The sequence below is a fragment of the Arenibacterium sp. CAU 1754 genome, from assembly GCF_054482635.1.
The window spans coordinates 506,393-531,818 of sequence record NZ_JBTLRG010000002.1; the positions used below are offsets into that span (position 1 = coordinate 506,393).

Annotated in this window: 28 protein-coding genes; 14 read left to right on the forward strand and 14 right to left on the reverse strand. The window is 60.9% G+C overall.

Annotated elements, in window-relative coordinates:
• Positions 1-13 precede the first annotated feature (13 nt).
• The 3 genes from ACXYMO_RS09200 to ACXYMO_RS09210 form a co-directional block, all read right to left on the reverse strand.
• On the reverse strand, positions 14-1,033 hold the full coding sequence (locus ACXYMO_RS09200; protein ID WP_458878398.1) for a hypothetical protein: 1,020 nt from the start codon (positions 1,031-1,033) through the stop codon (positions 14-16).
• A 12-nt stretch (positions 1,034-1,045) separates the two neighbouring features.
• Positions 1,046-1,516 carry a transcription elongation factor GreA gene (gene greA, locus ACXYMO_RS09205; RefSeq protein ID WP_458878399.1) on the reverse strand — a complete coding sequence of 157 codons (471 nt, stop codon included), beginning with the start codon at positions 1,514-1,516 and terminating at the stop codon, positions 1,046-1,048.
• A gap of 115 nt (positions 1,517-1,631) precedes the next feature.
• Positions 1,632-2,015: a VOC family protein gene (locus ACXYMO_RS09210; protein WP_458878400.1), complete on the reverse strand. Its 384-nt coding sequence runs from the start codon at positions 2,013-2,015 to the stop codon at positions 1,632-1,634.
• Positions 2,016-2,095: 80 nt separating this feature from the next.
• On the opposite strand from ACXYMO_RS09210, the gene soxR reads away from it, so the two are divergent.
• The 4 genes from soxR to ACXYMO_RS09230 all read left to right on the forward strand — a co-directional run bounded on the left by soxR (position 2,096) and on the right by ACXYMO_RS09230 (position 7,020).
• Entirely contained in the window at positions 2,096-2,548 is a 453-nt protein-coding gene (gene soxR, locus ACXYMO_RS09215) for a redox-sensitive transcriptional activator SoxR (RefSeq protein WP_458878401.1), read from the forward strand.
• A gap of 165 nt (positions 2,549-2,713) precedes the next feature.
• Positions 2,714-4,363 (forward strand): electron transfer flavoprotein-ubiquinone oxidoreductase, encoded by a 1,650-nt coding sequence (locus tag ACXYMO_RS09220; protein ID WP_458878402.1) that lies wholly within the window; start codon positions 2,714-2,716, stop codon positions 4,361-4,363.
• A gap of 97 nt (positions 4,364-4,460) precedes the next feature.
• Positions 4,461-6,206, forward strand: coding sequence for a tetratricopeptide repeat protein (locus ACXYMO_RS09225; protein WP_458878403.1), 1,746 nt, complete (start codon positions 4,461-4,463; stop codon positions 6,204-6,206).
• Complete coding sequence (locus tag ACXYMO_RS09230; RefSeq protein ID WP_458878404.1) at positions 6,193-7,020, forward strand: 4-(cytidine 5'-diphospho)-2-C-methyl-D-erythritol kinase; 828 nt, start codon at positions 6,193-6,195, stop codon at positions 7,018-7,020. The genes ACXYMO_RS09225 and ACXYMO_RS09230 overlap by 14 nt, the downstream gene beginning before the upstream one ends.
• Here the strand turns inward: ACXYMO_RS09230 and ACXYMO_RS09235 are convergent, their stop codons facing one another.
• On the reverse strand, positions 7,021-8,019 hold the full coding sequence (locus ACXYMO_RS09235) for a polyprenyl synthetase family protein (protein WP_458878405.1): 999 nt from the start codon (positions 8,017-8,019) through the stop codon (positions 7,021-7,023).
• 56 nt (positions 8,020-8,075) lie between these two features.
• Here ACXYMO_RS09235 and ACXYMO_RS09240 point away from each other — a divergent pair, with 56 nt between their 5' ends.
• From ACXYMO_RS09240 to ACXYMO_RS09250, 3 genes are all read left to right on the forward strand, one after another.
• Positions 8,076-8,291, forward strand: coding sequence for a putative signal transducing protein (locus tag ACXYMO_RS09240; protein ID WP_458878406.1), 216 nt, complete (start codon positions 8,076-8,078; stop codon positions 8,289-8,291).
• A complete protein-coding gene (locus ACXYMO_RS09245) occupies positions 8,288-9,061 on the forward strand; it encodes a tRNA1(Val) (adenine(37)-N6)-methyltransferase (RefSeq protein ID WP_458878407.1) in 774 nt (257 codons plus the stop codon). The genes ACXYMO_RS09240 and ACXYMO_RS09245 overlap by 4 nt, the downstream gene beginning before the upstream one ends.
• Positions 9,062-9,179: 118 nt before the next feature.
• Positions 9,180-9,344: a YdcH family protein gene (locus ACXYMO_RS09250; protein WP_458878408.1), complete on the forward strand. Its 165-nt coding sequence runs from the start codon at positions 9,180-9,182 to the stop codon at positions 9,342-9,344.
• Here ACXYMO_RS09250 and yddG read toward each other — a convergent pair.
• The 5 genes from yddG to ACXYMO_RS09275 all read right to left on the reverse strand — a co-directional run bounded on the left by yddG (position 9,341) and on the right by ACXYMO_RS09275 (position 14,543).
• A complete protein-coding gene (yddG, locus tag ACXYMO_RS09255; RefSeq protein ID WP_458878409.1) occupies positions 9,341-10,210 on the reverse strand; it encodes an aromatic amino acid exporter YddG in 870 nt (289 codons plus the stop codon). The genes ACXYMO_RS09250 and yddG overlap by 4 nt on opposite strands.
• Complete coding sequence (locus ACXYMO_RS09260) at positions 10,207-11,154, reverse strand: transcriptional regulator GcvA (protein WP_458878410.1); 948 nt, start codon at positions 11,152-11,154, stop codon at positions 10,207-10,209. The genes yddG and ACXYMO_RS09260 overlap by 4 nt, the downstream gene beginning before the upstream one ends.
• A 298-nt stretch (positions 11,155-11,452) precedes the next feature.
• Complete coding sequence (gene phbB / locus ACXYMO_RS09265; protein ID WP_458878411.1) at positions 11,453-12,175, reverse strand: acetoacetyl-CoA reductase; 723 nt, start codon at positions 12,173-12,175, stop codon at positions 11,453-11,455.
• Positions 12,176-12,324: 149 nt separating this feature from the next.
• Entirely contained in the window at positions 12,325-13,500 is a 1,176-nt protein-coding gene (locus tag ACXYMO_RS09270; protein WP_458878412.1) for an acetyl-CoA C-acetyltransferase, read from the reverse strand.
• Between the two features lie 200 nt (positions 13,501-13,700).
• Positions 13,701-14,543: an EAL domain-containing protein gene (locus ACXYMO_RS09275; RefSeq protein ID WP_458878413.1), complete on the reverse strand. Its 843-nt coding sequence runs from the start codon at positions 14,541-14,543 to the stop codon at positions 13,701-13,703.
• Between the two features lie 136 nt (positions 14,544-14,679).
• Between ACXYMO_RS09275 and ACXYMO_RS09280 the strand changes: the two genes are divergently transcribed.
• A complete protein-coding gene (locus tag ACXYMO_RS09280; protein WP_458878414.1) occupies positions 14,680-15,252 on the forward strand; it encodes a DNA-3-methyladenine glycosylase I in 573 nt (190 codons plus the stop codon).
• Here ACXYMO_RS09280 and ACXYMO_RS09285 read toward each other — a convergent pair.
• The 5 genes from ACXYMO_RS09285 to ACXYMO_RS09305 form a co-directional block, all read right to left on the reverse strand.
• Complete coding sequence (locus tag ACXYMO_RS09285) at positions 15,249-16,178, reverse strand: sterol desaturase family protein (protein WP_458878415.1); 930 nt, start codon at positions 16,176-16,178, stop codon at positions 15,249-15,251. The two genes, ACXYMO_RS09280 and ACXYMO_RS09285, sit on opposite strands and share 4 nt — an antisense overlap.
• Positions 16,171-16,560, reverse strand: coding sequence for a hypothetical protein (locus tag ACXYMO_RS09290; protein ID WP_458878416.1), 390 nt, complete (start codon positions 16,558-16,560; stop codon positions 16,171-16,173). The genes ACXYMO_RS09285 and ACXYMO_RS09290 overlap by 8 nt, the downstream gene beginning before the upstream one ends.
• Before the next feature lie 63 nt (positions 16,561-16,623).
• Entirely contained in the window at positions 16,624-17,058 is a 435-nt protein-coding gene (locus ACXYMO_RS09295; RefSeq protein ID WP_458878417.1) for a hypothetical protein, read from the reverse strand.
• A 120-nt stretch (positions 17,059-17,178) separates the two neighbouring features.
• Positions 17,179-17,604: a hypothetical protein gene (locus tag ACXYMO_RS09300; RefSeq protein ID WP_458878418.1), complete on the reverse strand. Its 426-nt coding sequence runs from the start codon at positions 17,602-17,604 to the stop codon at positions 17,179-17,181.
• A gap of 65 nt (positions 17,605-17,669) precedes the next feature.
• Positions 17,670-18,227: a TlpA disulfide reductase family protein gene (locus tag ACXYMO_RS09305; RefSeq protein WP_458878419.1), complete on the reverse strand. Its 558-nt coding sequence runs from the start codon at positions 18,225-18,227 to the stop codon at positions 17,670-17,672.
• A 21-nt stretch (positions 18,228-18,248) separates the two neighbouring features.
• Here ACXYMO_RS09305 and argH point away from each other — a divergent pair, with 21 nt between their 5' ends.
• The 6 genes from argH to ACXYMO_RS09335 all read left to right on the forward strand — a co-directional run bounded on the left by argH (position 18,249) and on the right by ACXYMO_RS09335 (position 25,425).
• The gene (gene argH, locus ACXYMO_RS09310) at positions 18,249-19,640 is read left to right on the forward strand and encodes an argininosuccinate lyase (RefSeq protein ID WP_458878420.1); all 1,392 of its coding nucleotides are present in this window, start codon (positions 18,249-18,251) and stop codon (positions 19,638-19,640) included.
• Positions 19,637-19,819: a hypothetical protein gene (locus tag ACXYMO_RS09315; protein WP_458878421.1), complete on the forward strand. Its 183-nt coding sequence runs from the start codon at positions 19,637-19,639 to the stop codon at positions 19,817-19,819. The genes argH and ACXYMO_RS09315 overlap by 4 nt, the downstream gene beginning before the upstream one ends.
• Positions 19,820-19,823: 4 nt before the next feature.
• Positions 19,824-20,138: a DUF2834 domain-containing protein gene (locus tag ACXYMO_RS09320; RefSeq protein WP_458878422.1), complete on the forward strand. Its 315-nt coding sequence runs from the start codon at positions 19,824-19,826 to the stop codon at positions 20,136-20,138.
• 142 nt (positions 20,139-20,280) lie between these two features.
• Positions 20,281-21,456 (forward strand): sugar-transfer associated ATP-grasp domain-containing protein, encoded by a 1,176-nt coding sequence (locus ACXYMO_RS09325; RefSeq protein WP_458878423.1) that lies wholly within the window; start codon positions 20,281-20,283, stop codon positions 21,454-21,456.
• 70 nt (positions 21,457-21,526) lie between these two features.
• Positions 21,527-22,792 carry a diaminopimelate decarboxylase gene (gene lysA / locus ACXYMO_RS09330; RefSeq protein WP_458878424.1) on the forward strand — a complete coding sequence of 422 codons (1,266 nt, stop codon included), beginning with the start codon at positions 21,527-21,529 and terminating at the stop codon, positions 22,790-22,792.
• Between the two features lie 32 nt (positions 22,793-22,824).
• Entirely contained in the window at positions 22,825-25,425 is a 2,601-nt protein-coding gene (locus ACXYMO_RS09335; protein WP_458878425.1) for a TIGR02302 family protein, read from the forward strand.
• Position 25,426: the final 1 nt, after the last annotated feature.

Consider the following 25,426-nt stretch of genomic DNA (forward strand, 5'->3'; position numbering starts at 1 on the left):
ACGCCCTGACCGGTCAGTCGAACGTTCCCGCCACACGTCCCAGCAACATGAAGGCGCGGGCCGTGCGGGTGTCGGACAGTGCTGAAATGTCGCCATCGGTCGCGGTTTTTTCGAACTCGACGAACATGCGGTCGAACAGGCGCAGGAAATGGTGCGCGGCATCGCGGAAGATCGGGTCCTGCTTCATCCGTCCTGCGGAAAGAGCCAGCGACGTGCGGTCACGCACCCCACCCAGTGGGGCAACTGCCCGCCCGCGGATCCCTTGGGCAAACTGGCGCCAGATTTCGGGACGGGCCATGTCGGGGCGCAGATCGTCCATGTAAATGCCGTCCTGGGACAGCAGGGTCAGCACATCCTGGCTGGCCTGGATGATCTGTGATGTCTTGCGGTCCCGCAGCGCCCGGCGCAGGGCGGAAAACCCGGCTTCGTCTTCGGCTGTTTCAGGAAAATTCAGGGCCCGGATGAAATCATCCGTTGGCAGGGGCGGCGACAATTCTTCGGCGGGCGTTCCCAGCGCCAGAGACCCCTGATCGCCCGTGGCGACCTGTTCGGGCGCAGGCGCCGCACGTTGCTGTTCACGCTCGCGGCGGGTTGAAAACGTGGCCAGCGTGGTTTCCGTCTTTTTGGCGACAGCGGCAATTTCATCCAGCTTGCGCGCGACCGAGGGTTCCGGGCCCATGGACGACCTTTGCTGCATCGCGACATAGGACTGCCGGATACCGTCGATGGCCGCCTGCAGGCGCTGGCTTTCCTCGCGCATGATCCGGTTGGACCGTGCCGCGGTGGCGGCGATCCAGATCATCGCCACGGGCAGAAAGATCGCCAGAATCGTGATGATGAACTGCAGGCCGTTAAACAGGGGCTCGTCGGATTCGGGGACCAGCACAAAAAAGACCAGCGACCCGCCCAGCCACAGAATGCTGAGCGCGATTGCGATCACTTCGATCCCGGTGACCCGCTCGCGCTCGGGGCGATCGTAGATGCCCAGCGGCGTGGCCTGGTTCTCGGGTGGTTTTTGTGATGGGCCGGACATTGCGGCGCTCCGTCAGGAATATTCGATCTTCAACACTTCGTAGGATCGTTCTCCGCCCGGTGTGCGCACTTCGACACTGTCCCCCTCGTCCTTTCCGATCAGGGCGCGGGCAATGGGCGACTTGATGTTCAAAAGGCCTTTTTCGATGTTGGCCTCGTGTTCACCGACGATCTGCCAAGTCTTTTCTTCGTCCGTGTCTTCGTCAACCAAGGTTACCTTGGCTCCGAACTTGATGGAACCGCTCAATTTGGCCGGGTCGATGACGTCGGCCAGCGACAGGACACCTTCCAGTTCCTTGATGCGGCCTTCGATGAAGGACTGTTTCTCGCGGGCGGAATGATATTCGGCATTTTCGGACAGGTCGCCATGTTCGCGCGCTTCGGCGATGGCCTTGATGATCGCGGGGCGTTCTTCGGATTTCAAATGCTTCAATTCGGCTTCAAGTGCGCTGAAGCCCGCCGGGGTCATCGGGATTTTTTCCATAATCTTTATCCACGCAAAATTTGACGCCCCGCCGCAAAACGCGTCGGGGCGACCTCAGGAGTCTGGGATTAACTGACCCAAACCGCGTGGGGATTGCAAGTGAAACCGCTGCGGCCTAGGCCTGATGGGAGGCGACTTCCCACTCAATTCCGTCGCCGTCGTGAAAATAGAACCGGCGCCCCGGCGCATAATCGTTGTGGTTTGTCGGCGTGAACCCGGCCTGTTTCACCCTGGTTTCGATTTGGTCGATGTCGTCGGTAAAGACGGCAATATGGTTCAGCATGCCGATGGTGCGATACGATTCATCCCTGGCGGGTTTGGCATCGCCATAGGAAAACAGCGCGACATAGCTGTCTTCGCTGCCAACATGCACGGTGTATCCGGTCTGCATTCCGGGGCCTTCCCAGCGGATGTGCCAGTCAAACACATCGCACAGCCATGCGGCGGTGGCCTTGGGGTTGGAAACGGTGACATTGGCGTGTTCAAGTCGGGGTATCATGGCAAATCCTTTTCTTGTGGATTTGTCTACCGTAATTTCTAAACCTAACTTTAGGTCAAGATAATTTTCAGGGGGCTGGAATGGCACAAAAAGCAGGGCTGTCCATCGGGGCGCTGGCCAAGCGGACAGGGCTGGCCGTGTCCGCCATCCGGTATTACGAGTCGCAGGGGCTTTTGGAACCCTGGCGCAATGCGGGCGGGCAGCGCCGTTTTCAGCGCGCCGATATCCGGCGGCTCAGCTTTGTCATGGTGGCGCAGCAATTCGGGTTTTCCCTGCCCCGGATTCGCGCGCTTCTGGATCGGTTGCCGGGCGGACGCACCCCGACGCCACAGGATTGGGCGCGCATCAGCGAAGAGTTTCGCAGTCATCTGGACCAACGCATCGCCACGCTGGAAAAGCTGCGCGATAACTTGGACGGGTGCATCGGTTGCGGTTGTCTCAGCCTGCCAAAATGCAAACTGTTCAACCCGGATGATCGCGCCGCATCCCGCGGAACCGGGCCGCGATACCTGATGGGCGATCGCCCGGAATGAGTAGGCGGGAAACATTATTGCCCACATTCCGGGCGCACATGCCAAAGTGATCGGTGTGACGCGGTGTTGCGATTGACCGCGCCCGGTGACAAAAGGTAATCAGCCGCGAAATAAAGTTACGCCCGAATGCAATTGTCGGGCCCAGCCATAATGAGGAGCGCCACGATGGCCGAGATTGAACGCGAAGCGATGGAATATGACGTTGTGATCGTCGGCGCAGGCCCGGCCGGGCTTTCCGCCGCGATCCGGCTCAAGCAGCTTGATGCGGACCTCAACGTTGTGGTGCTTGAAAAAGGCTCCGAAGTGGGCGCGCATATCCTGTCGGGCGCGGTTCTTGATCCTTGCGGCCTTGATGCGCTCATTCCCGACTGGAAAGAAAAAGGCGCGCCGCTGAACACGCCGGTTAAAGAAGATAACTTTTACATGCTTGGCGAGGCGGGCAAACTGCGCGTTCCCAATTTCCCGATGCCGCCGCTGATGAACAACCACGGCAATTACATCGTGTCGATGGGCAATGTCTGCCGCTGGATGGCAGAACAGGCCGAGGAGATGGGCGTCGAAATCTTCCCGGGCATGTCCTGTTCCGAACTGGTCTATGGCGACAACGGCGAAGTCAAAGGCGTGGTTGCCGGTGTCTTTGGCCTGGAAGCTGACGGATCCTATGGCCCCGACACCGAACCGGGCATGGAACTGCACGGCAAATACGTATTCCTGTCCGAAGGCGTGCGCGGATCACTGTCCAAAGAGGTGATCGCCAAATATGACCTGCAAGCCGGGAAAGAGCCGCAGAAATTTGGCATCGGCATGAAAGAGATCTGGGAGATCGACCCCGCCAAGCACCGCGAAGGCACCGTGACCCACACCATGGGCTGGCCGCTGAACGCGAACGCCGGTGGCGGGTCGTTCATCTATCACCTGGAAAACAACCAGGTTTACGTCGGCTTCGTGGTGCACCTGAACTACAAGAACCCGTATCTCTTTCCCTATATGGAATTCCAGCGGTTCAAGCATCACCCGATGGTGGCTGACCTGCTCGAAGGCGGCAAACGCGTGGCGTATGGCGCCCGCGCGATTTCGGAAGGGGGCTATCAGTCGATGCCCAAGATGACCTTCCCGGGCGGTGCGCTGCTGGGCTGTTCAGTTGGCATGGTCAACGTGCCGCGCATCAAGGGCAACCACAACGCCATGCTGTCCGGCAAGGCCGCGGCCGAGGCCGCCCATGCCGCGATCAAGGCCGGGCGCAGCGGTGATGAACTGCCCGACTACGAAAACGAGGTGCGCACAGGCGCCATCGGCAAGGACCTCAAGAAGGTGCGCAACGTCAAACCGCTGTGGTCGAAATTTGGCCTCGTCGCTTCGCTCACCGTGGGCGGGTTCGACATGTGGACCAACACCCTGGGCTTTTCGCTGCTGGGCACGCTGGGCCACGGCAAGAACGATGCCGAAGCCACCGAAGAGGCCAGCAAGCACACGCCGATCGATTATCCGAAGCCGGATGGCAAGCTGTCGTTCGACCGGCTGACCAACGTCTCGTTCAGCTTTACCAACCACGAAGAGGCGCAACCGGCGCATCTGAAGCTGCTGGATGACAGTATCCCTGTGTCCGTGAACCTGCCCAAATATGCAGGCCCCTCGGCACGGTATTGCCCGGCCGGTGTGTACGAATTCGTCGAGGAAGAAGGCAAAGACCCGCGCTTTGTCATCAACTTCCAGAACTGCGTGCACTGCAAGACCTGCGATATCAAGGACCCCAGCCAGAACATCAACTGGACGACACCGCAGGGTGGCGACGGCCCGAACTATCCCAACATGTAAGCACGTCTTCGTGCGATCCGAATAAATTGCGACAGTGGCACAGCCTTTTCAGGTTGTGCCATTGCGCCTTGTGGGCTGAGCGCCTAGCTTTGATTCAATGGTGCGCAGGAAGCAGGGTTTTCAGGTGATTTCATTTCTTCCACGGGCGGCGGTTGCCGCAGTTGTCATATCGCTCTTGTCGCCGGGTATCGGTGCGGCCCAGTCCGGGGCGGGCGCTTATCTGGCCGGGCGACAGGCCCTGTATTCCAGCGATTTCGAAGCGGCTGCACAGTATCATACGCGCGCTCTGGCGCGGGATCGCGACAATGTCACGCTGATGACGAACGTTGTCCTCGCGCAGGTCGCGCTGGGCAATTTGGACAAGGCCCTGCCGGTGGCCGAAATGGTTGAATTCCGGGGCCAGCGCAGCCAGGTGGCCCATATGGTCGTTGCCGCCAACCTGATCGCCAAAGGCGATTTTGACGCGGTACTGGCCCGCGATACGGAAACCCAGGGCATCGGCCCGTTGGTGGACGGTTTGATGCTGGCCTGGGCCCATATGGGCAACGGTGACGTGGAAAAGGCCACGGGGCAATTCGATGCCGTTGCCAAGGAGGGCGGCCTGCGCAATTTCGCGCTGTATCACAAGGCGCTGGCATTGGCCTCGGTCGGTGATTTTCAGGCCGCCGAAGAAATTTTTGCCCAGGACAATGGAAACCTTTCGACCATGAGCCGCCGCGCCGCGATGGCGCGGGCCGAAATCCTTTCGCAGCTGGGGCGCAATACCGATGCGCTGGACATGATGGCCGACGCGTTTGGCGCTGGCTTCGACCCCGGGCTGACCGATCTGGCCGATCGTCTGGCTCAGGGTGAAAAGCTTGACTTTACGCATGTGACTTCGGTGCAGGACGGCATGGCCGAGGTGTTCTATTCCATCGGACAGGCGCTCAAGGGCGAGGCATCGGATGACTATGCGCTGGTCTATGCACGTATTGCAGGCTACTTGCGGCCCGACCATATCGACTCGCTGTTGCTGACCGCCGAACTTCTCGACAATCTGAGCCAATACGATCTGGCCGTCGCGACCTATCGCAAGGTGCCCAAATCCAGCCCCGACCATCATGCCGCCGAACTGGGCCGGGCAGAGGCGTTGCGCCGGTCCGCCAAACCCGATGCGGCCAGCGAGGTCCTGCAACAACTGGCGTTGGAATACCCGGCCTTGCCGCTGGTGCATTCGGCGCTGGGCGATCTGATGCGCCAGCAGGAAAACTATGCCGGTGCGGTCGAAGCCTATGATCGGGCGATCGAATTCACCGAAAAGGGGGCGCCATCCCAATGGTTCCTGCTCTATGCGCGCGCAATCAGTCACGAGCGGCTGAAAAATTGGGAAAAGGCCGAGCAGGATTTTCGCAGTGCGCTGGAACTGAACCCGGAGCAGCCGCAGATCCTGAACTATCTTGGCTATTCGCTGGTCGAGCGGCAGGAAAATCTGGACGAGGCGCTCGACATGATCGAACGGGCCGTCGCGGCCCGCCCCGACAGCGGTTACATCGTCGATAGCCTTGGCTGGGTGCTTTATCGCCTTGGTCGGTACGAAGAGGCGGTCGGCCACATGGAAAAGGCTGTGGAACTGATGCCGGTGGACCCGGTGGTAAACGATCATCTGGGCGATGTGTTCTGGGCCGTTGGCCGTTACCGCGAGGCCGAATTCCAGTGGCGCCGCGCCCTTTCGTTCATCGACCCAAAGGACACCGATGGTGAGGCCGATCCTGACAGGATCCGCCGCAAACTTGAAATCGGGCTTGACAAGGTTCTGGCCGAAGAGGGCGCACCGCCCCTCAAAGTGGCGAATGACAAGAAATAGGGTTTTTGCGCCGGCCAAGATCAACCTGACACTGCATGTCACGGGTCGGCGTGCGGACGGATACCACCTGTTGGATTCGCTGGTCGCCTTCGCCGATATTGGCGATGTTCTCTCGGTGTCGCCCGCATCCCAAACCCGGCTGACCGTCACCGGCCCAAAGGCGCAGGGGGTTCCGGCGGATGGGCGGAACCTTGTGATCAGGGCGGCGGAGCTGATGGGGATCACGGCCGATATCCATCTTGAAAAACACCTGCCTGCGGCGGCCGGAATTGGCGGCGGATCGTCGGATGCCGCCGCCGTGCTGCGGGCGCTTGCCGAGATGGCGGATGCGCCCCTGCCATCGCCAGCGGCGCTTGTGACGCTGGGGGCGGATGTGCCCGTCTGTATGGTGTCACAGTTATCGCGCATGCGGGGTATCGGAGAAGTCGTGGACCGGCTGACACCCCGCGCGCCCCTGCCGATGATCCTTGTCAATCCGGGCGTCGATGTGCCCACGGGGGCGGTGTTTCACGCTCTTTCCAGTGCAGATAATCCGGCAATGGACTGGCCAATGCCCGCAATGGAAGGGGACTGGATCGACTGGCTGGAAAATCAACGCAACGATCTGGAGCCCCCCGCATTGCAGGTGGCGCCTGTCATCGGATCGGTCCTTGCCGCGCTGCGCGACAGCGCAGGCTGTCGCCTCGCGCGCATGTCGGGGTCGGGGGCAACATGTTTTGCGGTGATGGCAAATGCGGTCAGCCGCGACCGCGCGGTCGCAGATTTGCGTGCGCGCAATCCGGGCTGGTGGGTCCAGGGCTGCAAGGCGGCCTGATCATGCCAGCCGCGCCACCACATAATCGGCAATGTCGGTCAGCATGGTGCGGATCGGATCATCGGGCAGCGCGCGCAGCGACGTTTTGGCCTTTTCCGCCCATGCCACCGCATCGGCGCGTGTGGCCTCAAGCGTTCCGTACTTGTTCATCAGGCTCAGCGCCTGATCCAGATCGCCGTCAGCCTGCTGACCCTTTTCGATGGTGCGCACCCAAAATGCGCGTTCTTCGGGCGTTGCCTTGGCCACGGCCTTGATCACCGGCAGGGTCAGTTTGCGTTCGCGGAAATCATCACCCACGTTCTTGCCGGTTGCAGCGCTGTCGCCCTGATAATCCAACAGATCATCCGCGATCTGAAACGCGATTCCCAGCGCGTCGCCGTAATCATGAAGCGCCTGAACCTGATCCTCGGGGGCGCCAGCGATCACGCCGCCCACCTGGGTTGCGGCCGAAAACAGCGCCGCCGTCTTGCCGCGCACGACCTTGAGGTAAATGCTTTCATCGGTGGCCAGATCGCGCGCGGCGGTCAGTTGCAGAACCTCACCTTCGGCAATCGTGGCCGAGGCATTGGCCAGAATGCCCAGCACCCGCAAGGACCCGGTTTCAACCATCAAAAGGAAACTGCGGGCAAACAGGTAATCACCCACCAGAACGCTGGACTGGTTGTCCCACAGCAAGTTCGCGGTGGGGCGACCCCGGCGCTGTTCACTTTCGTCCACCACGTCGTCATGCAAAAGCGTCGCGGTGTGGATGAATTCGACCGTCGCGGCCAGCTTGATGTGATCCTCGCCCTGATACCCACACAGACGCGCCGCGCCCAGCGTCAGCATCGGGCGCAGACGCTTGCCGCCGGCCTCGACCAGATGGGCCGTCACTTCGGGAATGCGGGGTGCATGTTCGGATGCCATCCGCTCGCGGATCAGGGCGTTGACCGCGGCCATTTCCCCGGACAGGGTTTGCGCCAGCTGCTCATGTGGTTTGTTGGCCGTGGAAGCGTCCATCACACTCCTGCTACAAGGCTCGACATTCGTGTCACCTTGCCCTTACATCGTTGGTTATGAAGGAACTCTTACGCAGCACCGACCCGACGATTCTGGCCTTCGCGTCCGCCCTTCTTCAGGGCGAGGATATAGACTGCTTTCAGATGGACGTAAACATGAGCATACTTGAAGGCGGCATAGGTGTGTTCCCACGTCGCATGATGGTGCGCAGCGATGATTATGACGCGGCCGTCCGCGTCATGCGCGACAATGACATCCCGCTGGGCCTGTGACCTCGTTTCCGGATCAGGATTTGACCTGCGATGCCTTTCTGGGCGGGCGGGTGAAGCTGTTACAGCCACGCAAGGGATACCGCGCCGGGGGTGATCCCGTTCTGCTGGCTGCGACCGTTTCCGCCCGGGCCGGGCAATCGGTTCTTGAACTGGGCTGCGGGGCAGGGGCGGCGGTGCTGTGCCTGGGTCATCGCGTGCCCGGACTGGTGCTGACGGGGGTTGAGGTGCAACCCGCCTACGCTGATCTGGCGCGGCGCAACGCCGATCTGAACAAGGCAACTCTGACCGTGATCGAAAGCGATTTGACACAGCTCCCCTTGACGGTTCGCCAAATGCAGTTCGATCACGTCATCGCCAATCCGCCCTACTACCGCAAGGGTGCGCACAGCGCCGCCCAGGACGCCGGTCGCAGCCTTGCCTTGGGCGAACAGACTCCGTTGGCGGAGTGGGTCGATGTCGCGGCCCGCAGGCTGGCGCCCAAGGGCGTGCTGCATATGATTCAGCGGGCCGACCGGTTGCCGGAAATGCTGGCGGCCTGCGGCGGTCGGCTCGGCTCACCAGAGGTGTTGCCGCTCTGCGCCCGATCAGGCCGCGCGGCCGAGTTGGTCATTCTGCGGGCGCGAAAGGCGGGGCGCGCGGATTTCAAACTTCATGCGCCGGTGATTCTCCATACGGGTGCGGCACATGGGCAGGATAGCGACAGCTATGCCCCTGCAATCACCGCGGTTTTGCGCAACGGCGCGCCACTGCCATGGCCTGCCGGTGCCTAGCCCTTGATCCGCTGGTCGGCAGATTATCCAAATAAATGGCATTCGATGCGCATGCGGCGTGACAGAGCGCCGGGAATGTGCTCAACTTGAAAGGCAACTTATTCAGAGGAGGATTGCCATGAGCCTGAGCTCGCATCTCGCGGAACTGAAAAAGAAGCACCAGCACCTGAGTAGCGAAGTTGAGCAAGCTCAACGCGCGCCGGGTGTAGATGCTCTCCAGCTGGCATCGATGAAAAAGCAAAAGCTGAAACTGAAAGAAGAGATCGAGCGCCTGTCGAGTTAGACAGACCTCAGGCTGGCGCGCGCTGCTATCAGCGCGCCGCCGGTGATCAGGGCCGCCGCCAAGGCCAGCGACCAGCTGGGGGCGGCGATCCCTGTCGCAACAAGCAGCAGGGTGGACAGCAGCGGCGCCGCGTATGAGCTGGTACCAAGTAGCTGGATATCACCCTGTTTGACCCCGATGTCCCAGACGTAGAAGGCCAGGCCGACGGGTCCGAGGCCCAGCCCGAGCGTGGCCAGCCACCCAGAGACGCCGATGGGCCAGACGGTTTCTTCCAGCCAAAGGTGCATGACAACGGACAAGGCGGCCGAGGCCAGGCAAAACACCGCGACCGAACTGGTCGGGGCCACGCCCACGCGGCGCGACAGGACCGAATAGCTCGACCAGGTCAGCGCACATAACAGCGCCAGCCCATAGCCGGGCAAATGCTGTGCCTGAAATCCGTCAAGCCCGCCGCCCGTGATGATCAGCGCCGCGCCGCCAAACCCCAGCAGCGCGCCCGCCAGATGCCCCGTGGCCAACCTTTCCCCAGGCAAAAGCCCCGAAAACAGCACGATCAGTAATGGCCAGAGATATGCTATCAGGCCGGCCTCGGCGGCAGGGGCCATGCGCAGGGCGGAAAAATAGAGTGCGTGATAGCCGAACAATCCCAGCGTCCCCATCAGATAGATGTGCCATCCCACCCCGCGCAGTTGAGCCAAACCGCCGCTCATCCCGGTCCAGATCAGGCCCAGCGTGCCGCCGATGCCAAAGCAAATGGCATTTAGCAACAAGGGCGGCGTTGGCGCCGATCCAACGGTCAACAGGGCCAGAAGCGACCATAACAGAACCGCGATAAATCCGACGGCTGTGGCGCGACCGCGGCTCATGCAGGGGGGACGTCTTCGACGGGGATGATGGTCAGGGAGTTTGAGACATCCGCTGTCTTGTCTATCTCGGCCAGAATCCATTCACGAAACGCTTTGATGTGGGGGCGGTTTTCGGGGCCCTTGGGGCACAGGAACCGGAAATGCGCCTTGGTCTGGATCGCAACGCCGTAGGGCGCAACCAACCGTTTTTCGTGCAGGTCCTTGATCACCAGTGCCCGGCGGCCCAGCGTGATGCCGGCCCCGGCCAATGTTGCGTCCACCGCGTGATCAGCCTGGGAAAAATGCGCACCGTGGGTCGGGGTGTAATCGACGCCAACGGCGCGGAACCATGTGGGCCAGTCACAAGGCGGGTCCAGGAAGGCCACCGATTCATCAAAGATCAGTGGTGCATCCTTCAGGCTTTCGGGCGTCGGGTATTTCTCGGCCATATCAGGGGTCATTACCGGGGTCAGCCACTCCTGCGCCAGCGGCAGCGCATAAAGATCAGGGTCAGGGCCATACCCAAACCGGATCGCGACATCGACCTCGTCCCGGTCGAAATCCATCATTCTGAGGCTGGCGGAAAACCGCAGCTCGATTTCGGGATGCGCGCGGGCGAATTCAAAAAGCCGCGGCGCCATCCACTTTGCCGTGAAGGCCGGCCCGGCGGTCACGGTCAGGGTGGTGTCGTCCTGCATCCGACGCACCGCGCGCCAAGCCGAAGTCAGGGTCTGAAACCCGTCTTCGACACCGGGGGCCAGAACGCGCCCCGCCTCGGTCAGCTCCACGGCCCGGTTTAGACGACGGAACAGCGGTTGGCCCAGATGCTCCTCTAGCGATTTGACCTGGAACGACAGGGCAGCGGGGGTGACGCTCAACTCCTCGGCTGCTTTGGCAAAGGACATGTGTCGCGCGGCGGCGTCAAAGGCGCGCAAGGCGGTCAAAGGGGGAAGGGCGGTGCTCATATTCAGTTAAATAATACTAATCTGAAGAGATGAGAAGTCTCGTTTGTCCGTTTTATCTCCAAAGTCCATATTGGGTTCAGAACAGGAATTCTGAGCGTTAGGAGCAAACAAATGCTGGAAAATGCGACAACACCCACCGTGTATCGGGCCATGCAGGCCGCCCATGAAGAGCGGGCCAAGGCGATGAAATCGGCTTGGTCCTGGCTGTTCGGTAAGCGCTGAACCGGGGCACCACACCCAAAAACAAAGGGCCGGTCCATTGGACCGGCCCTTTGTCGTTTGTACTTTTGCGCAGGCGTCAGACGAAGAACTGACCGCCGTTTGCGCTGATGGTCGAGCCGTTGATGAACCCGGCATCGTCCGAGGCCAGGAACACGACGCAACGCGCGATTTCTTCAGGCTCACCCAGGCGGCCTGCCGGGATTTGCGCGATGATCGATTCGCGCACCTTTTCCGGAACTGCCATAACCATGTCCGTGCCGATATAGCCGGGGCAGATCGCGTTGGCGGTGATGCCGGCGCGCGCGCCTTCCTGGGCCAGCGATTTCACGATGCCCAGATCGCCCGCCTTGGTTGCGGCATAGTTTACCTGCGCGAACTGACCCTTCTGGCCGTTGATCGAGCTGATAACCACGATGCGGCCGAACTTGCGTTCACGCATGCCGGGCCAGACAGGGTGGATGGTGTTGAACACACCGGTCAGGTTGGTGTCGATCACCTGATGCCACTGCTCCGGAGTCATCTTGTGGAACGGGGCGTCGCGGGTGATGCCAGCGTTGGCGACAACCACGTCGATCGGGCCCAGATCGGCTTCGACCTGTGCGATGCCCTTGGCGCTTTCGTCGTAATCGGCAACGTTCCACTTATAGGTTTTGATGCCGGTTTCTTCGGTGAACTTGCCTGCGGCTTCGTCATTGCCCGCATAAGTCGCGGCAACGTTATAACCGGCGTCTTTCAGGGCTGTGGAAATAGCGGCGCCGATCCCGCGGGATCCACCGGTTACAAGGGCTACGCGCGACATGGTGTGTGTCTCCTCCAAAAAAATGCGTTCGCAATGTTGTTACGTACATAATTTCCCGTGCGCAACAATATTACGCTGCGGATGCAAAGGAAATTCCCGCCGTCTGGGGCGGATACAGGCGGCGCGGTTCAGCGCCGCCTTGATCAGTATCAGTCGCGCTCAAGGCACATGGCAACGCCCATGCCGCCGCCGATGCACAGCGTGGCGAGGCCTTTCTTGGCGTCGCGGCGCTTCATCTCGAACAATAGGGTGTTCAGGATCCGCGCACCCGAGGCACCGATCGGGTGACCGATGGCAATGGCGCCGCCGTTCACGTTGACCACCTCGGGGTTCCAGCCCATGTCCTTGTTCACGGCACAGGCCTGCGCGGCAAAGGCTTCGTTAGCTTCAACCAGGTCGAGGTCCTCGGCTTTCCAGCCGGCCTTTTCCAGCGCCTTGCGGCTGGCATAGATCGGGCCGACGCCCATGATGGTCGGGTCCAGACCAACGGTGGCGTAGGATGCAATGCGCGCCAGCGGTTCGATCCCGCGCTTTTCAGCGTTCTGGGCACTCATCAACAGGGTGCCGGCGGCGCCGTCATTCAGGCCCGATGCGTTTGCGGCCGTGACCGAACCGTCCTTGGTAAAGGCCGGGCGCAATTTCTGCATTGCTTCCATGGTGGCGCCGTGGCGGATGTATTCATCCTTGTCCATCACGATGTCGCCCTTGCGGGTCTTGATGATGAACGGCACGATTTCATCGGCGAATTTGCCAGCCTTTTGCGCGGCTTCGGCCTTGTTCTGCGAGGCAACGGCGAATTCATCCTGTGTGTCGCGGCTGATCTGCCACTGCTGGGCGACGTTTTCGGCGGTCTGGCCCATGTGATAGCCGTGGAAAGCGTCCCACAGACCGTCGCGGATCATGGTGTCGATGTATTTCATGTCGCCCATCTTGTGTCCTGCTCGCAGGCTGGCGGCGTGTGGCGACAGGGTCATGTTCTCCTGGCCACCGGCGGCCACGATATCTGCATCGCCGAGCTGGATGTGCTGTGCACCCAGGGCGACGGCACGCAGTCCGGACCCGCACACCTGGTTGATGCTCCACGCGGCGCTGCCCTGGGGCAGACCGGCGTTGATATGGGCCTGGCGGGCCGGGTTCTGGCCCTGTGCGGCGGTCAGAACCTGACCCAGAATGGTTTCGGACACTTCGTCCTTGCTGATGCCGGCGCGTTCAACGACAGCCTCAAGAACGGTGGCGCCCAGATCGTGCGCCGGGGTGTTGGCGAACGAGCCGCCGAAGCTGCCGACGCCTGTGCGCGCGGCGGATGCAATTACTACATTGGTCATGTGTTCGTGGTCCTCTGCCAAGATGTGTTTGGAGAGTATGCGCGCGCAGAAAGTAGTGTCTCTGGTGCGTGTGTCCCCCCGGGCCTTCCCACACAGGACATAAAGGATTGCTGCACTTGCAGCAACAGTCAGGGTGTCTCAGGGTCAACCACCCGTTTCAAGGGGACGGAGCGGTGCGTCCAGTGCGGTTCCGCCGGGGCTCATGCACGCTCGGCTGTGACCCCCTGCACCGTCCAGGGCGGGCGCACTGTCGGGGCGCCAAACAGATAGCCCTGAAGGCAATCAACCCCAATCCCGGCAAGGAATTCTGCGTCCTGCACGGTTTCCACGGACACAGCGATGACCAGCATGTCAAACTGCTTTGCCAGTGCTACCAGCGCCTGGGCCACGTCCTGGTTGTCGGGGTTGGCGTGGATGCCGCGCACGAATTGCCCGTCGATCTTGACCGCGTCGAAAAAGAAATCGCGGAAGTGTTTGAACGACGTGATCCCGGCCCCGAAATCATCCAGCGCAAAAGCGATTCCCTTTCCCTGGAGACGATCCATGAAGTCGATTACCAGTTCCGGCATCGCCATGGCCGAGGCCTCGTTGATTTCCAGCATCAACCGCTCGCCCAGCGTGGCATCCTTTTTCAGATGCCGGTCCATCGCGTTCATCCAATTCTTGTACCCGATCGAGCGCGCCGACATGTTGATCGACAGGCGCACAGACGGGTTGCGCGCCAGCGTGCGCAGCCCGGTTTCCAGCGCGATGCAATCCAGTTCCCTGCCCAGTTCGCTGTCTTCGATCATCGGCATGAAGTCCCGCGCAGGGATGACGCGTCCGGTATCATCCAAAACGCGCACCAGACCTTCGTGGAATGCGATGTGATGGGGTGGGTTTGTCTGTAGGATCGGCTGAAAGGCGAGCAACGCCTGGCGGTGACGCACGGCGGCCGACACCATGTCCATGGTGGAGCGGTCCCGCCCGACCAACGCGGCATTCAGCGGGCTGTCGGCCCCTTCGGGCAAATCGGCGAGTTTGCGTTTTCGACGGTTCTTCATGGCATCTTCCGGGTCTGGGGCCGCATAAGATATGGTCAGCAATGCGCGCAGCATTGCGCGGAAGTCTGAATCAGCGTTTAAACCTCATATTTTGCGATGATTTTCGATAGATTGATCGCATAGGGGGGCGACGTGCATGGAACGGTGCGACTGGGCGGGCGATGATCCGATTTATGTGCAATATCACGACACCGAATGGGGCGTTCCGGTCTATGACAGCCGCGCGCTCTATGAAAAGCTGATCCTCGACGGGTTTCAGGCCGGGCTGAGCTGGATCACGATCCTTAAAAAGCGCGACAATTTTCGCGCCGCTTTTGCAGGGTTCGATCCCAACGTGATCGCAACATGGGGTGAACCCGAAATCACCCGCTTGCTGGGCGATCCGGGCATCATTCGCCACCGGGGCAAGATCGAGGCGACCATAAACAACGCCCGTGCTTGGCAGCGGATCGAACGGGATCAGGGGTTCGACCGGTTTCTGTGGGATTATGTCGGTGGACAGCCTTTGCGGAACACTTGGACCAGCATGGCGCAGGTGCCGGCCGCAACATCGCTGTCCGAGCAGGTGTCAAAAGACCTCAAGAAGGCGGGGTTCAAATTTTGCGGGCCCACGATTGTCTATGCGTTCATGCAGGCGACCGGCCTGATCAACGATCACATCGTGACTTGCCACCGCCATGGCGCCGTCGCCCGTCTGGCGCGCTCCTAACGAAATCCCGGCGTGCCCGCATCGGCCGGGTTTCGGGTCAGATGCTTGGCCTTGATGGTTTCTGAGGTGTCGCGGCTGCCATCATGGCTATAGCCCGGTGGCCCGAACGCATAGGACAGCCGTTGGCGCAGGGTCAGACCCGGGTGGACCACATCGCGAAACAGCCCGACCCATTCATGAAACGCCACCCGGATCGGATTGAAGGTGCCAAGGTTCTGAACCAGACCGTAATCGGGTTTCTCTTCCTCCAGTTCGGGGACGAAGGTGCCGAACATCTTGTCCCAGATGATGAACACCCCTGCATAGTTCGCGTCCAGATAACGCGCGTTGCGCCCGTGATGCACGCGGTGGTGCGACGGCGTGTTCATCACCGACTCGAACCAGCGGGGCAGACGATTGATCGCCTCGGTGTGGATCCAGAACTGATAGATCAGGTTCAGGCCGCCCACGAACAGAACCATCGCCGGATGAAACCCGATCAGGATCAGCGGCGCGCGCACCACCATCATCAGGGTGAATGTCCCGGTCCAGGTCTGGCGCAGGGCGGTGGTCAGATTGTAATGCTGGGACGAATGGTGATTGACATGGCTGGCCCAGACCCAGCGGATGCGATGGCCGAACCGGTGCACCCAGTAGTAGCGCAGATCATCCAGCACGAAACACAACAGAACCACCCAGACCGACGTGCCCAGATCCAGTGGCGTGATCGCCCACAGCGCCATCAGAAACCCGTAAACGATGAACCCCAGCACAAGGCCCGCGGCCACGTTGCCCGCGCCCATGATCAGCGATGTCAGCGCATCGCGCGTTTCATACCGCCCACCGCGCCCCTTGATCACGATCCAGAACAGTTCAATCAGGATCGCGGCGACAAACAATGGCACGGCCCACTGGACCACGTCAGGATAACTGAGGGTGTCAGTCATGCGGTTTCATCCTTTCGCGCCAGACGCGCTTTTCAATCTCGGTCAGGTGCAGGGTGACGGTGGGGGCGGTGTAGTCATGAAACAGGACGCGCAGCCCGGTCTTGTGATCCATGATGTCGAAATCGCGCAGCCGCCGTCCCGTCGTATCGGCCCCGAAGGCCCACAACAGCCCGCTGCCTTGTTCGGTTTCGATCAGGGCGCTGTGCCCATCCGCGGCCAGAAGAACATCGGTGATCATGTCATCCGGGAAATGCCCATGCCACTCGGCGCGGGCATCTTCGGGGGCCATGACCAGTTTGCCCGATTTCCCGAGCAGATGCAGCAGCACCACGATGGCGCCAATGCCTCCGATCACCAGAAGCAGCAAAACGTTCAGCGGCATACGGCCCTCCCTTGACGCGGTATTTGGCGTTCCCAAAGACCGTTTGTCAAAGTTGGCGTTGCGTCAGTTGTATTCGTTGTTGTCCTTGAACCCGAGGCTGACCAGTTCGACCGGTTTGCTCACGTCCAGAAATGTCAGGGCCTGCGACGGGTCGCGGATGCGTTCAAATTCCACCAATGTCTTGCCCGCGGTTGCCGTGGTCACCCGACCGGCCAGCGACCAGCCCGGCTCGCAATCCGCCAGAATCGCGCATTTCTTTCGGTAATTTCGCCGTAAGCTGAACCCGATGAGCATTGCGATCAACTGTTGTTCCTGTGCGTCGTTGAACCTGAGTTCAGCAATCTGGAGCAAGTCGATGATGACATTTGTCGTGTCGATATTTCCGGGCTCCGTGGCAGCCTTGTCAAACAGGTCCAGGATATCCCGCAGACTGGGCGCGCCCGTCAGTCGACAATGCAGGATATTGATGTCTTTGTGCAGGGTGTATGTGCAGGGCATACAGGTCCGTTCTTGCTCAGAATTTTGTCAGGTTACACCAAGAAACCAGAAATATCCCTGCTTCCCAAGGATTTTACGTACCGACATTAGGATCATATCTGGTCGTGAACAGGGTCTCGATCAGACCTTTTCAACGCTGATTATGTCGGTCCAAAGGCGTCTATCGGATCGGCCCAGAAATTCCAACGCGTCTTGTCCAGTATCAAAACGTTGTGCCTGAACACTGTTGTAAGTTGACATCTTTTTGCAGAACGCCGTGGCGACCTTTCGGCCCGGATCATCAGGGGCCACAATGGCAATTTTTTTGGTGTGACCGCCGCGGAGAAAAATACCGCGTGCCATTTCATTAATGTTTTCCAAGGTTTCAGGGTTGAATCCAGAATACTTTAGATTCTTGAAGAAAACGATTTCATCCATCTTGGGGTGGTAAAGTGGGTTTTCGTCCAGTTGATCAAGCAGCCCCAGAATGTCCTGCGGAACAATGGCTCCGTGAAACACAATCCTTATGACGTCAAGGTCATCAAATATTTTGAAGTTATACGGCATACGATCACCTGGCTAATTGTGTCGGATAACTAACAGTCAACTTCGGCGCAAGTCGGAACCGGACGTCAGTCAATCAACGCGCGAATGATGTTTTTAGCACTATCCGAATTCCAGTCAGCATCGCCCTGAAGGCGGGCGATTTCCTGCCCTTCAGGGTTCAGGATAACCGTGATCGGCAGGCCGAAAACAGCCATCTCGCGGGCGACAGCCTGTTTGGGGTCCTGATGCCGGGGCAGGCTGACGATGTTGTTTTCATCGAAAAATGTCTTGATGCCCGTCGGCGAATTACGCCCCGTGGCCAGCGTCAGCACCTCGAAATCGTCGCCGCCGAATTCCGTCTGCAACGCTTCCAGCATGGGCATTTCCTTTCGGCAGGGGGCGCACCAAGTCGCCCAGAAATTCAGCAGAACATATTTGCCCCGGTGATCGGCCAGTGTGCCCATGCCGGCCTCGTCGGCCAGAACGAACTCGGCCTCGGATGTTGGTTTCGGGGCGCTGTGGATCACCAGCTTTTTCATGTCGCCTTCGCGCAGCGCTTCGAGTGTCGCGGTATCGGCGGCCATGGTGGTATTTGCACCCAGCGCAAGGGCCATATAAAGGGTCAGCAGACGAAACAGGCGCATAATATCTCCGGGTACAGATCAATGTCAGACAAAACCGCGAACCAGATGTGGGGTGGCCGCTTTGCCGCAGGGCCGGACGCGATCATGGAGGCGATCAATGCCTCGATCGGGTTCGATCAGCGGATGGCGGCACAGGATATCGCAGGCTCGCGCGCCCATGCGGCCATGCTGGCCGCGACAGGTGTCATCACACATACCGATGCCGAGGCCATTCGGGAAGGGCTGCTCACAGTCTTGTCAGAGATCGAGGCGGGAACATTTCAGTTTTCCACCGCGCTTGAAGACATCCACATGAATGTAGAGGCGCGGCTGAAGGAGATCATCGGCGAACCTGCAGGGCGGCTGCACACAGGGCGCAGCCGCAACGATCAGGTCGCAACCGATTTCAAACTCTGGGTGCGTGACCAGCTGGACGCCGCCGAGAGTGGGCTTTTGGCCCTGATCAAAGCGCTTCTGGGTCAGGCAGAGGCGGGCGCCGACTGGGTCATGCCAGGCTTTACCCATCTGCAAACCGCCCAGCCGGTAACTTGGGGCCATCACATGATGGCCTATGTGGAAATGTTTGGCCGTGATCTCAGCCGTGTGCGCGATGCGCGCGCCCGGATGAACGAATCGCCCCTTGGCGCGGCGGCCCTGGCCGGTACTTCCTTTCCCATTGATCGCGAGATGACCGCACAGGCGCTGGGCTTTGACCGTCCGGCGGCCAATTCGCTGGATGCGGTCAGCGACCGTGATTTCGCGCTCGAATTCCTGAGCACGGCCAGCGTCAGCGCCATTCACCTCAGCCGCATGGCCGAGGAATTGGTGATCTGGTCCTCGGCCCAGTTCCGGTTCGTCACCCTGTCCGATCGGTTTTCGACCGGGTCCAGCATCATGCCGCAAAAGAAAAACCCCGACGCGGCCGAACTGATCCGCGCCAAGGTCGGGCGCATCTTCGGGGCGAACACCGCGCTGATAATGGTCATGAAGGGCCTGCCGCTGGCCTATTCCAAGGACATGCAGGAAGACAAGGAACAGGTCTTTGACGCCGCCGACAACTGGATGCTGGCCCTTGCCGCGATGGAGGGCATGGTACGTGACATGAGCGCGAACCGCGACTCGCTTGCCGCCGCCGCCGGATCGGGGTTTTCGACCGCAACCGATCTGGCCGACTGGCTGGTGCGGGTTCCGGGCCTGCCGTTCCGCGATGCGCATCACGTCACCGGATCGCTGGTGGCCATGGCCGAACAGCGCGGTTGCGACCTGCCGGATCTGACCCTTGAGGACATGAAATCGGTGCACGAAGACATAACCGAGGACGTCTTTGGTGTCCTTGGTGTTGAAAATTCGGTAAACTCGCGCACCTCATACGGGGGCACGGCACCGTCACAGGTCCGCGCCCAGGTCAAGAGGTGGAAAGCGAGGCTGGCATGATCCGGACCAAGGCAATAGTTGCAAGTGTCATCCTGACGGTTCTGGCCGGCTGCGGTGCCGACGGCGAGCCTGTTCAACCCAGTGCAACCGCCGGTGTGTCCGTGTCCAACAGCGGCGTCCACGTCGGTGGCGGGGTCGGCCTGCACAAGGGGCCGCTGTCCATTATGCTGGGGTTCTAGGGGTATGACACCGTTGCGGATCATCTATCTTGGGCTTGCGGTCTGGGGCGTGATCCACCCGATGTCCTATTTCATCCCGTGGTTTCAGGAAAACGGGTTTGATCTGGCGGGTATGGTCAATGCCTGGCACGCCAATGACGCCAGCAGCGGGTTAGTCTGGGATCTGACAATCGCAGCCATCGCGCTGACCGTTTTCGTGGTTTCAGAGTCGGTTCAGAAACGCAATTGGGTTGGTCTTCTGGCCATTCCGGCAACCTTCCTGATCGGCGTCAGCTGCGGCTTGCCTCTCTATCTGTTCTTGCGCGGGCGCGTTGCCTAGCGTCGAGCCCATGACCAACGGCCGACCTGCGCGACACCGGATATTTCGCGCGAAATTGGAAACAATGGCGTCAAGTTTTGGCCATTATCTCTGATTAACCTGCGGACAAATGGCTGAAGCCTGAGCAGGAGAGATCACGAAAATGGCCACCGCATCGACCGAAAATTCCGCCCTTCTGGAAGGGCCCGATGCCGCGAAATCCACCGAAGCCTCGCAAATCGTTCGGGTCGCGCGCGAATTCGGCGTCAGCCCGTTGCGTCAGCTGCGCGAAATGACGGCGCTGCGGTTTTCCGGGCCCAAGCTGCAGACCACCGAATACTATGCTAACGGGCTATATGATCCCGCGCTCTCGGCGGCTGAAAAACGTGAATTTGTCGGCGTGGTTGCAAACCGCGCGCTAAACACGCGTATGTCGCCGCCAGAATTGGCGCGCTCGAACGATTTCGTGGGGAACAAGGTTCTTTACACCGCGCTGTTGCGCCAGCTTGGCCTGTCCACGACCCGCACACAGGCGGTGGTTCACTCGCACAGGCACTTCGGCGCGGTGCGCACCCTGACCAATGCACAGGAGGTGCGTGATTTCCTGCTAACCGATGCGCAATATCCGCTGTTCGGAAAACCCAACAATGGCTCGCTCAGCGTCGGGTCGGTTTGCGTCACGTCGATCGAAGCCGATCAGGGCAAGCTGCATCTCGGCAACGGGCGCAGCGTTGAACTCGACCAGTTCTGTAACGAGGTGGTCAGGGCCGAAGGCGGCGGATATCTGTTCCAAAGTGCCTTGGTCCAACACCCCGACATGGCCCGCGTCGCAGGGGAGGCCATCGGCACCGTGCGCATCGTCACCGTGATCGAGGACGAAACCCCCAAACCCCTGTACGCCGTGTGGAAAATCCCGTCGCCCGACGCCATGTCCGACAATTTCTGGCAAAAAGGCAGCATGATCGCTGCCGTCGATGTGCAGACCGGCACCGTCACGCGCGCCCGCATCGGAACCGGCCCGGACGCCAGTGATATCGAAACTCACCCGGTGAGCGGGGCCAGCTTTGACAATCTGCATCTGCCCTGCTGGGATCAGGCGCTGCAACTGGCCTGCGATGCACACGCGGTGTTCCCAGAATTCGGTATTGTCGGATTTGATATGGCGATCACGACGGATGGCCCGGCTATCGTCGAATGCAACGACAACCCGTTCCACATGCTGTTCCAACTGGCCAATGGGCGCGGGATCAAGAACCCCGATTTCATGCCTGTGTTCGACCGCGTCGCGGCCCGGTCGGCCGCCATCCTGAAACAGCGCAAGGCCGCTGCCAAAGGTTAGACCGGCCAATCACCCGCGCCGGGCCGGAATCCATTTGATCTGTGGCGCGCTTTGCGTCTAAACGCGCGCCATGGATCATTTTCTTTACAAGAATGGCGCCCTCTACGCCGAGGACGTCCCGCTTAGCGAAATTGCCGCCGCGGTGGGCACGCCGTTTTACGTCTATTCGACGGCGACTCTGCTGCGCCACTTCAACCTCTTTGACGAGGCGCTGGAGGGGACCGACCACCTGGTCTGCTATGCGATGAAGGCGGCCAGCAACCAAGCGATCCTGGCCACCCTGGCCCAGGCTGGGGCGGGAATGGACGTCGTATCGGAAGGGGAATATCGCCGCGCCCGCGCCGCAGGCGTGCCCGGCGACAAGATCGTGTTTTCCGGCGTCGGCAAGACCGCCGAAGAAATCCGCACAGCGCTGAGCGGTGGTATCCGCCAGTTCAACGTCGAATCCGAACCCGAGATGGAGGTTCTGAACGCCGTCGCGCTGGACCTGGGGACCGTGGCCCCCATCACCATCCGGGTGAACCCGGATGTGGACGCGAAAACCCATGCCAAGATCGCCACCGGCAAATCCGAAAACAAATTTGGCATCCCGATTTCGCGCGCCCGTGAGGTGTATGCCATGGCCGCCGCTTTGCCGGGCTTGGACGTGATCGGGATCGACGTGCATATCGGCAGCCAGCTGACCGAACTTGAACCCTATCGCCTGGCCTATCAGAAGGTTGCGGAACTGACCGAAACCCTGCGCGCCGACGGGCATGACATTCGCCGGCTCGATCTGGGCGGCGGTCTGGGCATTCCCTATACCCGCAGCAACGAGGCCCCGCCGCTGCCCACGGATTACGGCGCGCTGGTCAAGGAAACGCTGGGGCACCTGGGATGCGAGATCGAAATCGAACCCGGCCGGCTGATCGCCGGGAACGCGGGCGTTCTGGTCAGTAAGGTGATCTATGTGAAATCGGGCGAAGACCGGACCTTCCTGATCCTGGACGCGGCGATGAACGACCTGATCCGCCCGGCCATGTATGACGCACATCACGACATCGTCCCGCTGAGCGAACCGGCACCGGGCACTGAACCGCAACCCTATGACGTGGTCGGCCCGGTCTGCGAAAGCGGCGACACCTTTGCCAGGGGGCGTGACCTGCCCCCGATGGCGGCGGGCGATCTGGTCGCATTCCGCAGTGCGGGGGCCTATGGCGCGGTGATGTCCAGCGAATACAATTCGCGCCCCCTCATCCCCGAGGTTCTGGTGAAAGACGATCAATTCGCGGTTATCCGCTCACGTCCGACCTTTGACGAAATGATAAATCGCGATACCATCCCTGAATGGCTTTGACGTGAACCCGCGGCAAATGCCGTGCGGAGACCATGATGCAAAAGCCAACCGGCGCTGATCCTGTCCTGAAGAAACTGCGAAAGCCGCTGTTCCTGACCCGTGCGGGGATGGTGGCCGAACAGGCCGTGCGCTGTTTCTGGCCTCTGATCAGCATCGTGATGGCGGTGCTGGCCCTGTTGATGCTGGGCCTGCATGACATCCTGGCTGTCGAACTGGTGTGGGGCGGTGGGGCGCTGGCGCTTCTGGGGGCTTTGGTCAGCCTTGTGCTCGGCGTGCGCCGGTTCCATTGGCCCAGCCGGGCCGAGGCATTGGTCCGGTTGGATGAAACCCTTCCGGGCAGGCCCATTCAGGCCCTGGTCGACGAACAGGCCATCGGCATCGGCGACGCTGACTCCGCCGCGGTATGGCGCGCGCACCAGGCACGCATGGCCGCCCGCGCGGCACAGGCCCGTCCGGCACGTCCCGATCTGCGGGTTGCGCGGCGTGACCCATATGCGCTGCGTTATGTTGCGGCCGCCGCACTGGTCGTGGCCCTGTTGTTTGGCTCTATCTGGCGGGTCGGGTCGGTCGGCGACATGACCCCCGGACTGACCGCAGAGGCCTCCGGCCCGTCGTGGGAGGGGTGGATCGAACCGCCACGATATACCGGCCAGCCGACACTCTATCTCAACGACATGACCGAGCCGGATCTGAGCGTTGTACAAGGCAGCCAGATCATTCTGCGGTTTTATGGCGAGGTTGGCGCCCTGACACTTGCCGAAACCATTTCGGGCCGCACGGGCGATGGGCCGACGGCATCCGAGCCGCTTCAGGAATTCACGGTCACACAGGATGGCACTTTGCACATCGACGGACGTGGCGGGCGCACATGGGATGTCGCGGTGATCGAGGACACTGTTCCGGTTGTTTCCGTCCTCAGTGCCGCGGAACCCGAAGCGATGGGCCAGATGTCGCTGCCGTTTCAGGCCGAGGATGACTATGGCATCGTGTCCGGCGAGGCGCTGATCACGCTCGACATGGCGGCGCTGGACCGCCGCTATGGTCTCGCCATTGACCCTGACCCGCGCGAGGGGGTCAACGTGCCCCTGCCGATGCCCATCACCGGCGATCGGGCGGCGTTTTCGGAGACTTTGATCGAGGATTTCTCAAAACATCCGTGGGCCAACCTGCCGGTCACCTTCACTCTCAGCGTCGCGGATGCGGCCGGGCAAACGGGTCAATCGGACCCCTTCGCCACCATCCTGCCCGCGCGACGGTTCTTCGATCCGATGGCGGCGGCGGTCATCGAACAGCGGCGCGATCTGCTGTGGTCGCGCGCCAATGCGACCCGCGTCGCGCAACTTTTGCGCGCCATTTCGCACCGTCCCGACGATGTGTTCCGTTCAGAAACTGCCTATCTGCGGCTGCGCGTCATTCTGCGTCGCCTCGAAACGATGACGGCCTTTGATCTGAAGGCCGAACAACAGGACGAAATCGCCGAGGCGCTTTGGGATCTGGCCGTGCTGCTGGAAGATGGTGATCTGGGCGATGCGCTGGAACGTCTGCGCCGCGCACAGGAACGCCTGAGCGAAGCGATGAAAAACGGTGCCAGCGATCAGGAGATCGCCGAACTGATGCAGGAACTGCGCGAGGCGACGAACGACTATATGCGCCAGCTGAGCCGGCAGGCGCAGGAAAACGGCGAGAGTCTCGATCCGAACGAACTGCCCGAAAACACCATGCAGATGACTCAGAATGATCTGCAGCGGATGATGGACCGCATTCAGGAACTGATGGAACAGGGCCGCATGGCCGAAGCACAGCAAGCCCTGCAGGAACTGCAGGAGCTGATGGAGAACATGCGGGTCACCAACGCGCCCGGGCAGGGCGGACAATCCGAAGGGCAACAGGCCATGGAGGGCCTTGCCGATACCCTGCGCGAACAGCAGGGCCTGTCCGATCAGGCCTTCCGCGATCTGCAGGAACAATTCAATCCCGGCGCTAATTCCGGTCAGAGCCAGGGCAATCAGGGCCGCAACGGCGGTCAGGGTCAGGGCCAGAGCCACGAAGGTCAGGGTGGCGAGGGCCAGGCCGAAGGGCAGGGACAGCAGCCCGGTGGTCAGGGAACCGAGCAGGGCGGTCAGGGCGGTGGAGGGCTGGAAGAGTCGCTTGCGCAACGCCAACGGTCCTTGCGGCAGGAACTGCAACGGCAGCAAGGTAACCTTCCCGGTGCCGGAACGGCCGAGGGCGATGCGGCGCGCGATGCGCTGGACCGTGCAGGCCGGGCGATGGAAGGGGCCGAGGACTCATTACGCCGCGACGATCTTGCCGATGCCATCGACAAACAGTCCGAAGCGATGGAGGCCCTGCGCGAAGGCATGCGCTCCTTGGGCGAGGCGCTGGCGCAACAGAACCAGCAAATGCAGCCCGGACAGGGGCAGACCGAGGGCGATCAATCAGCGCGCGGGCGTGATCCGCTGGGCCGCGACACCGGTTCGAATGGGTCAATCGGTACGGGCGATAACATGCTTCAGGGCGAAGATGTCTATCGCCGGGCGCGTGAATTGCTGGACGAAATCCGCCGCCGCAGCGGCGAAGGCGAACGCCCCGAACTGGAACTTGAATATCTGGAACGCCTGCTTGAGCGCTTCTGAC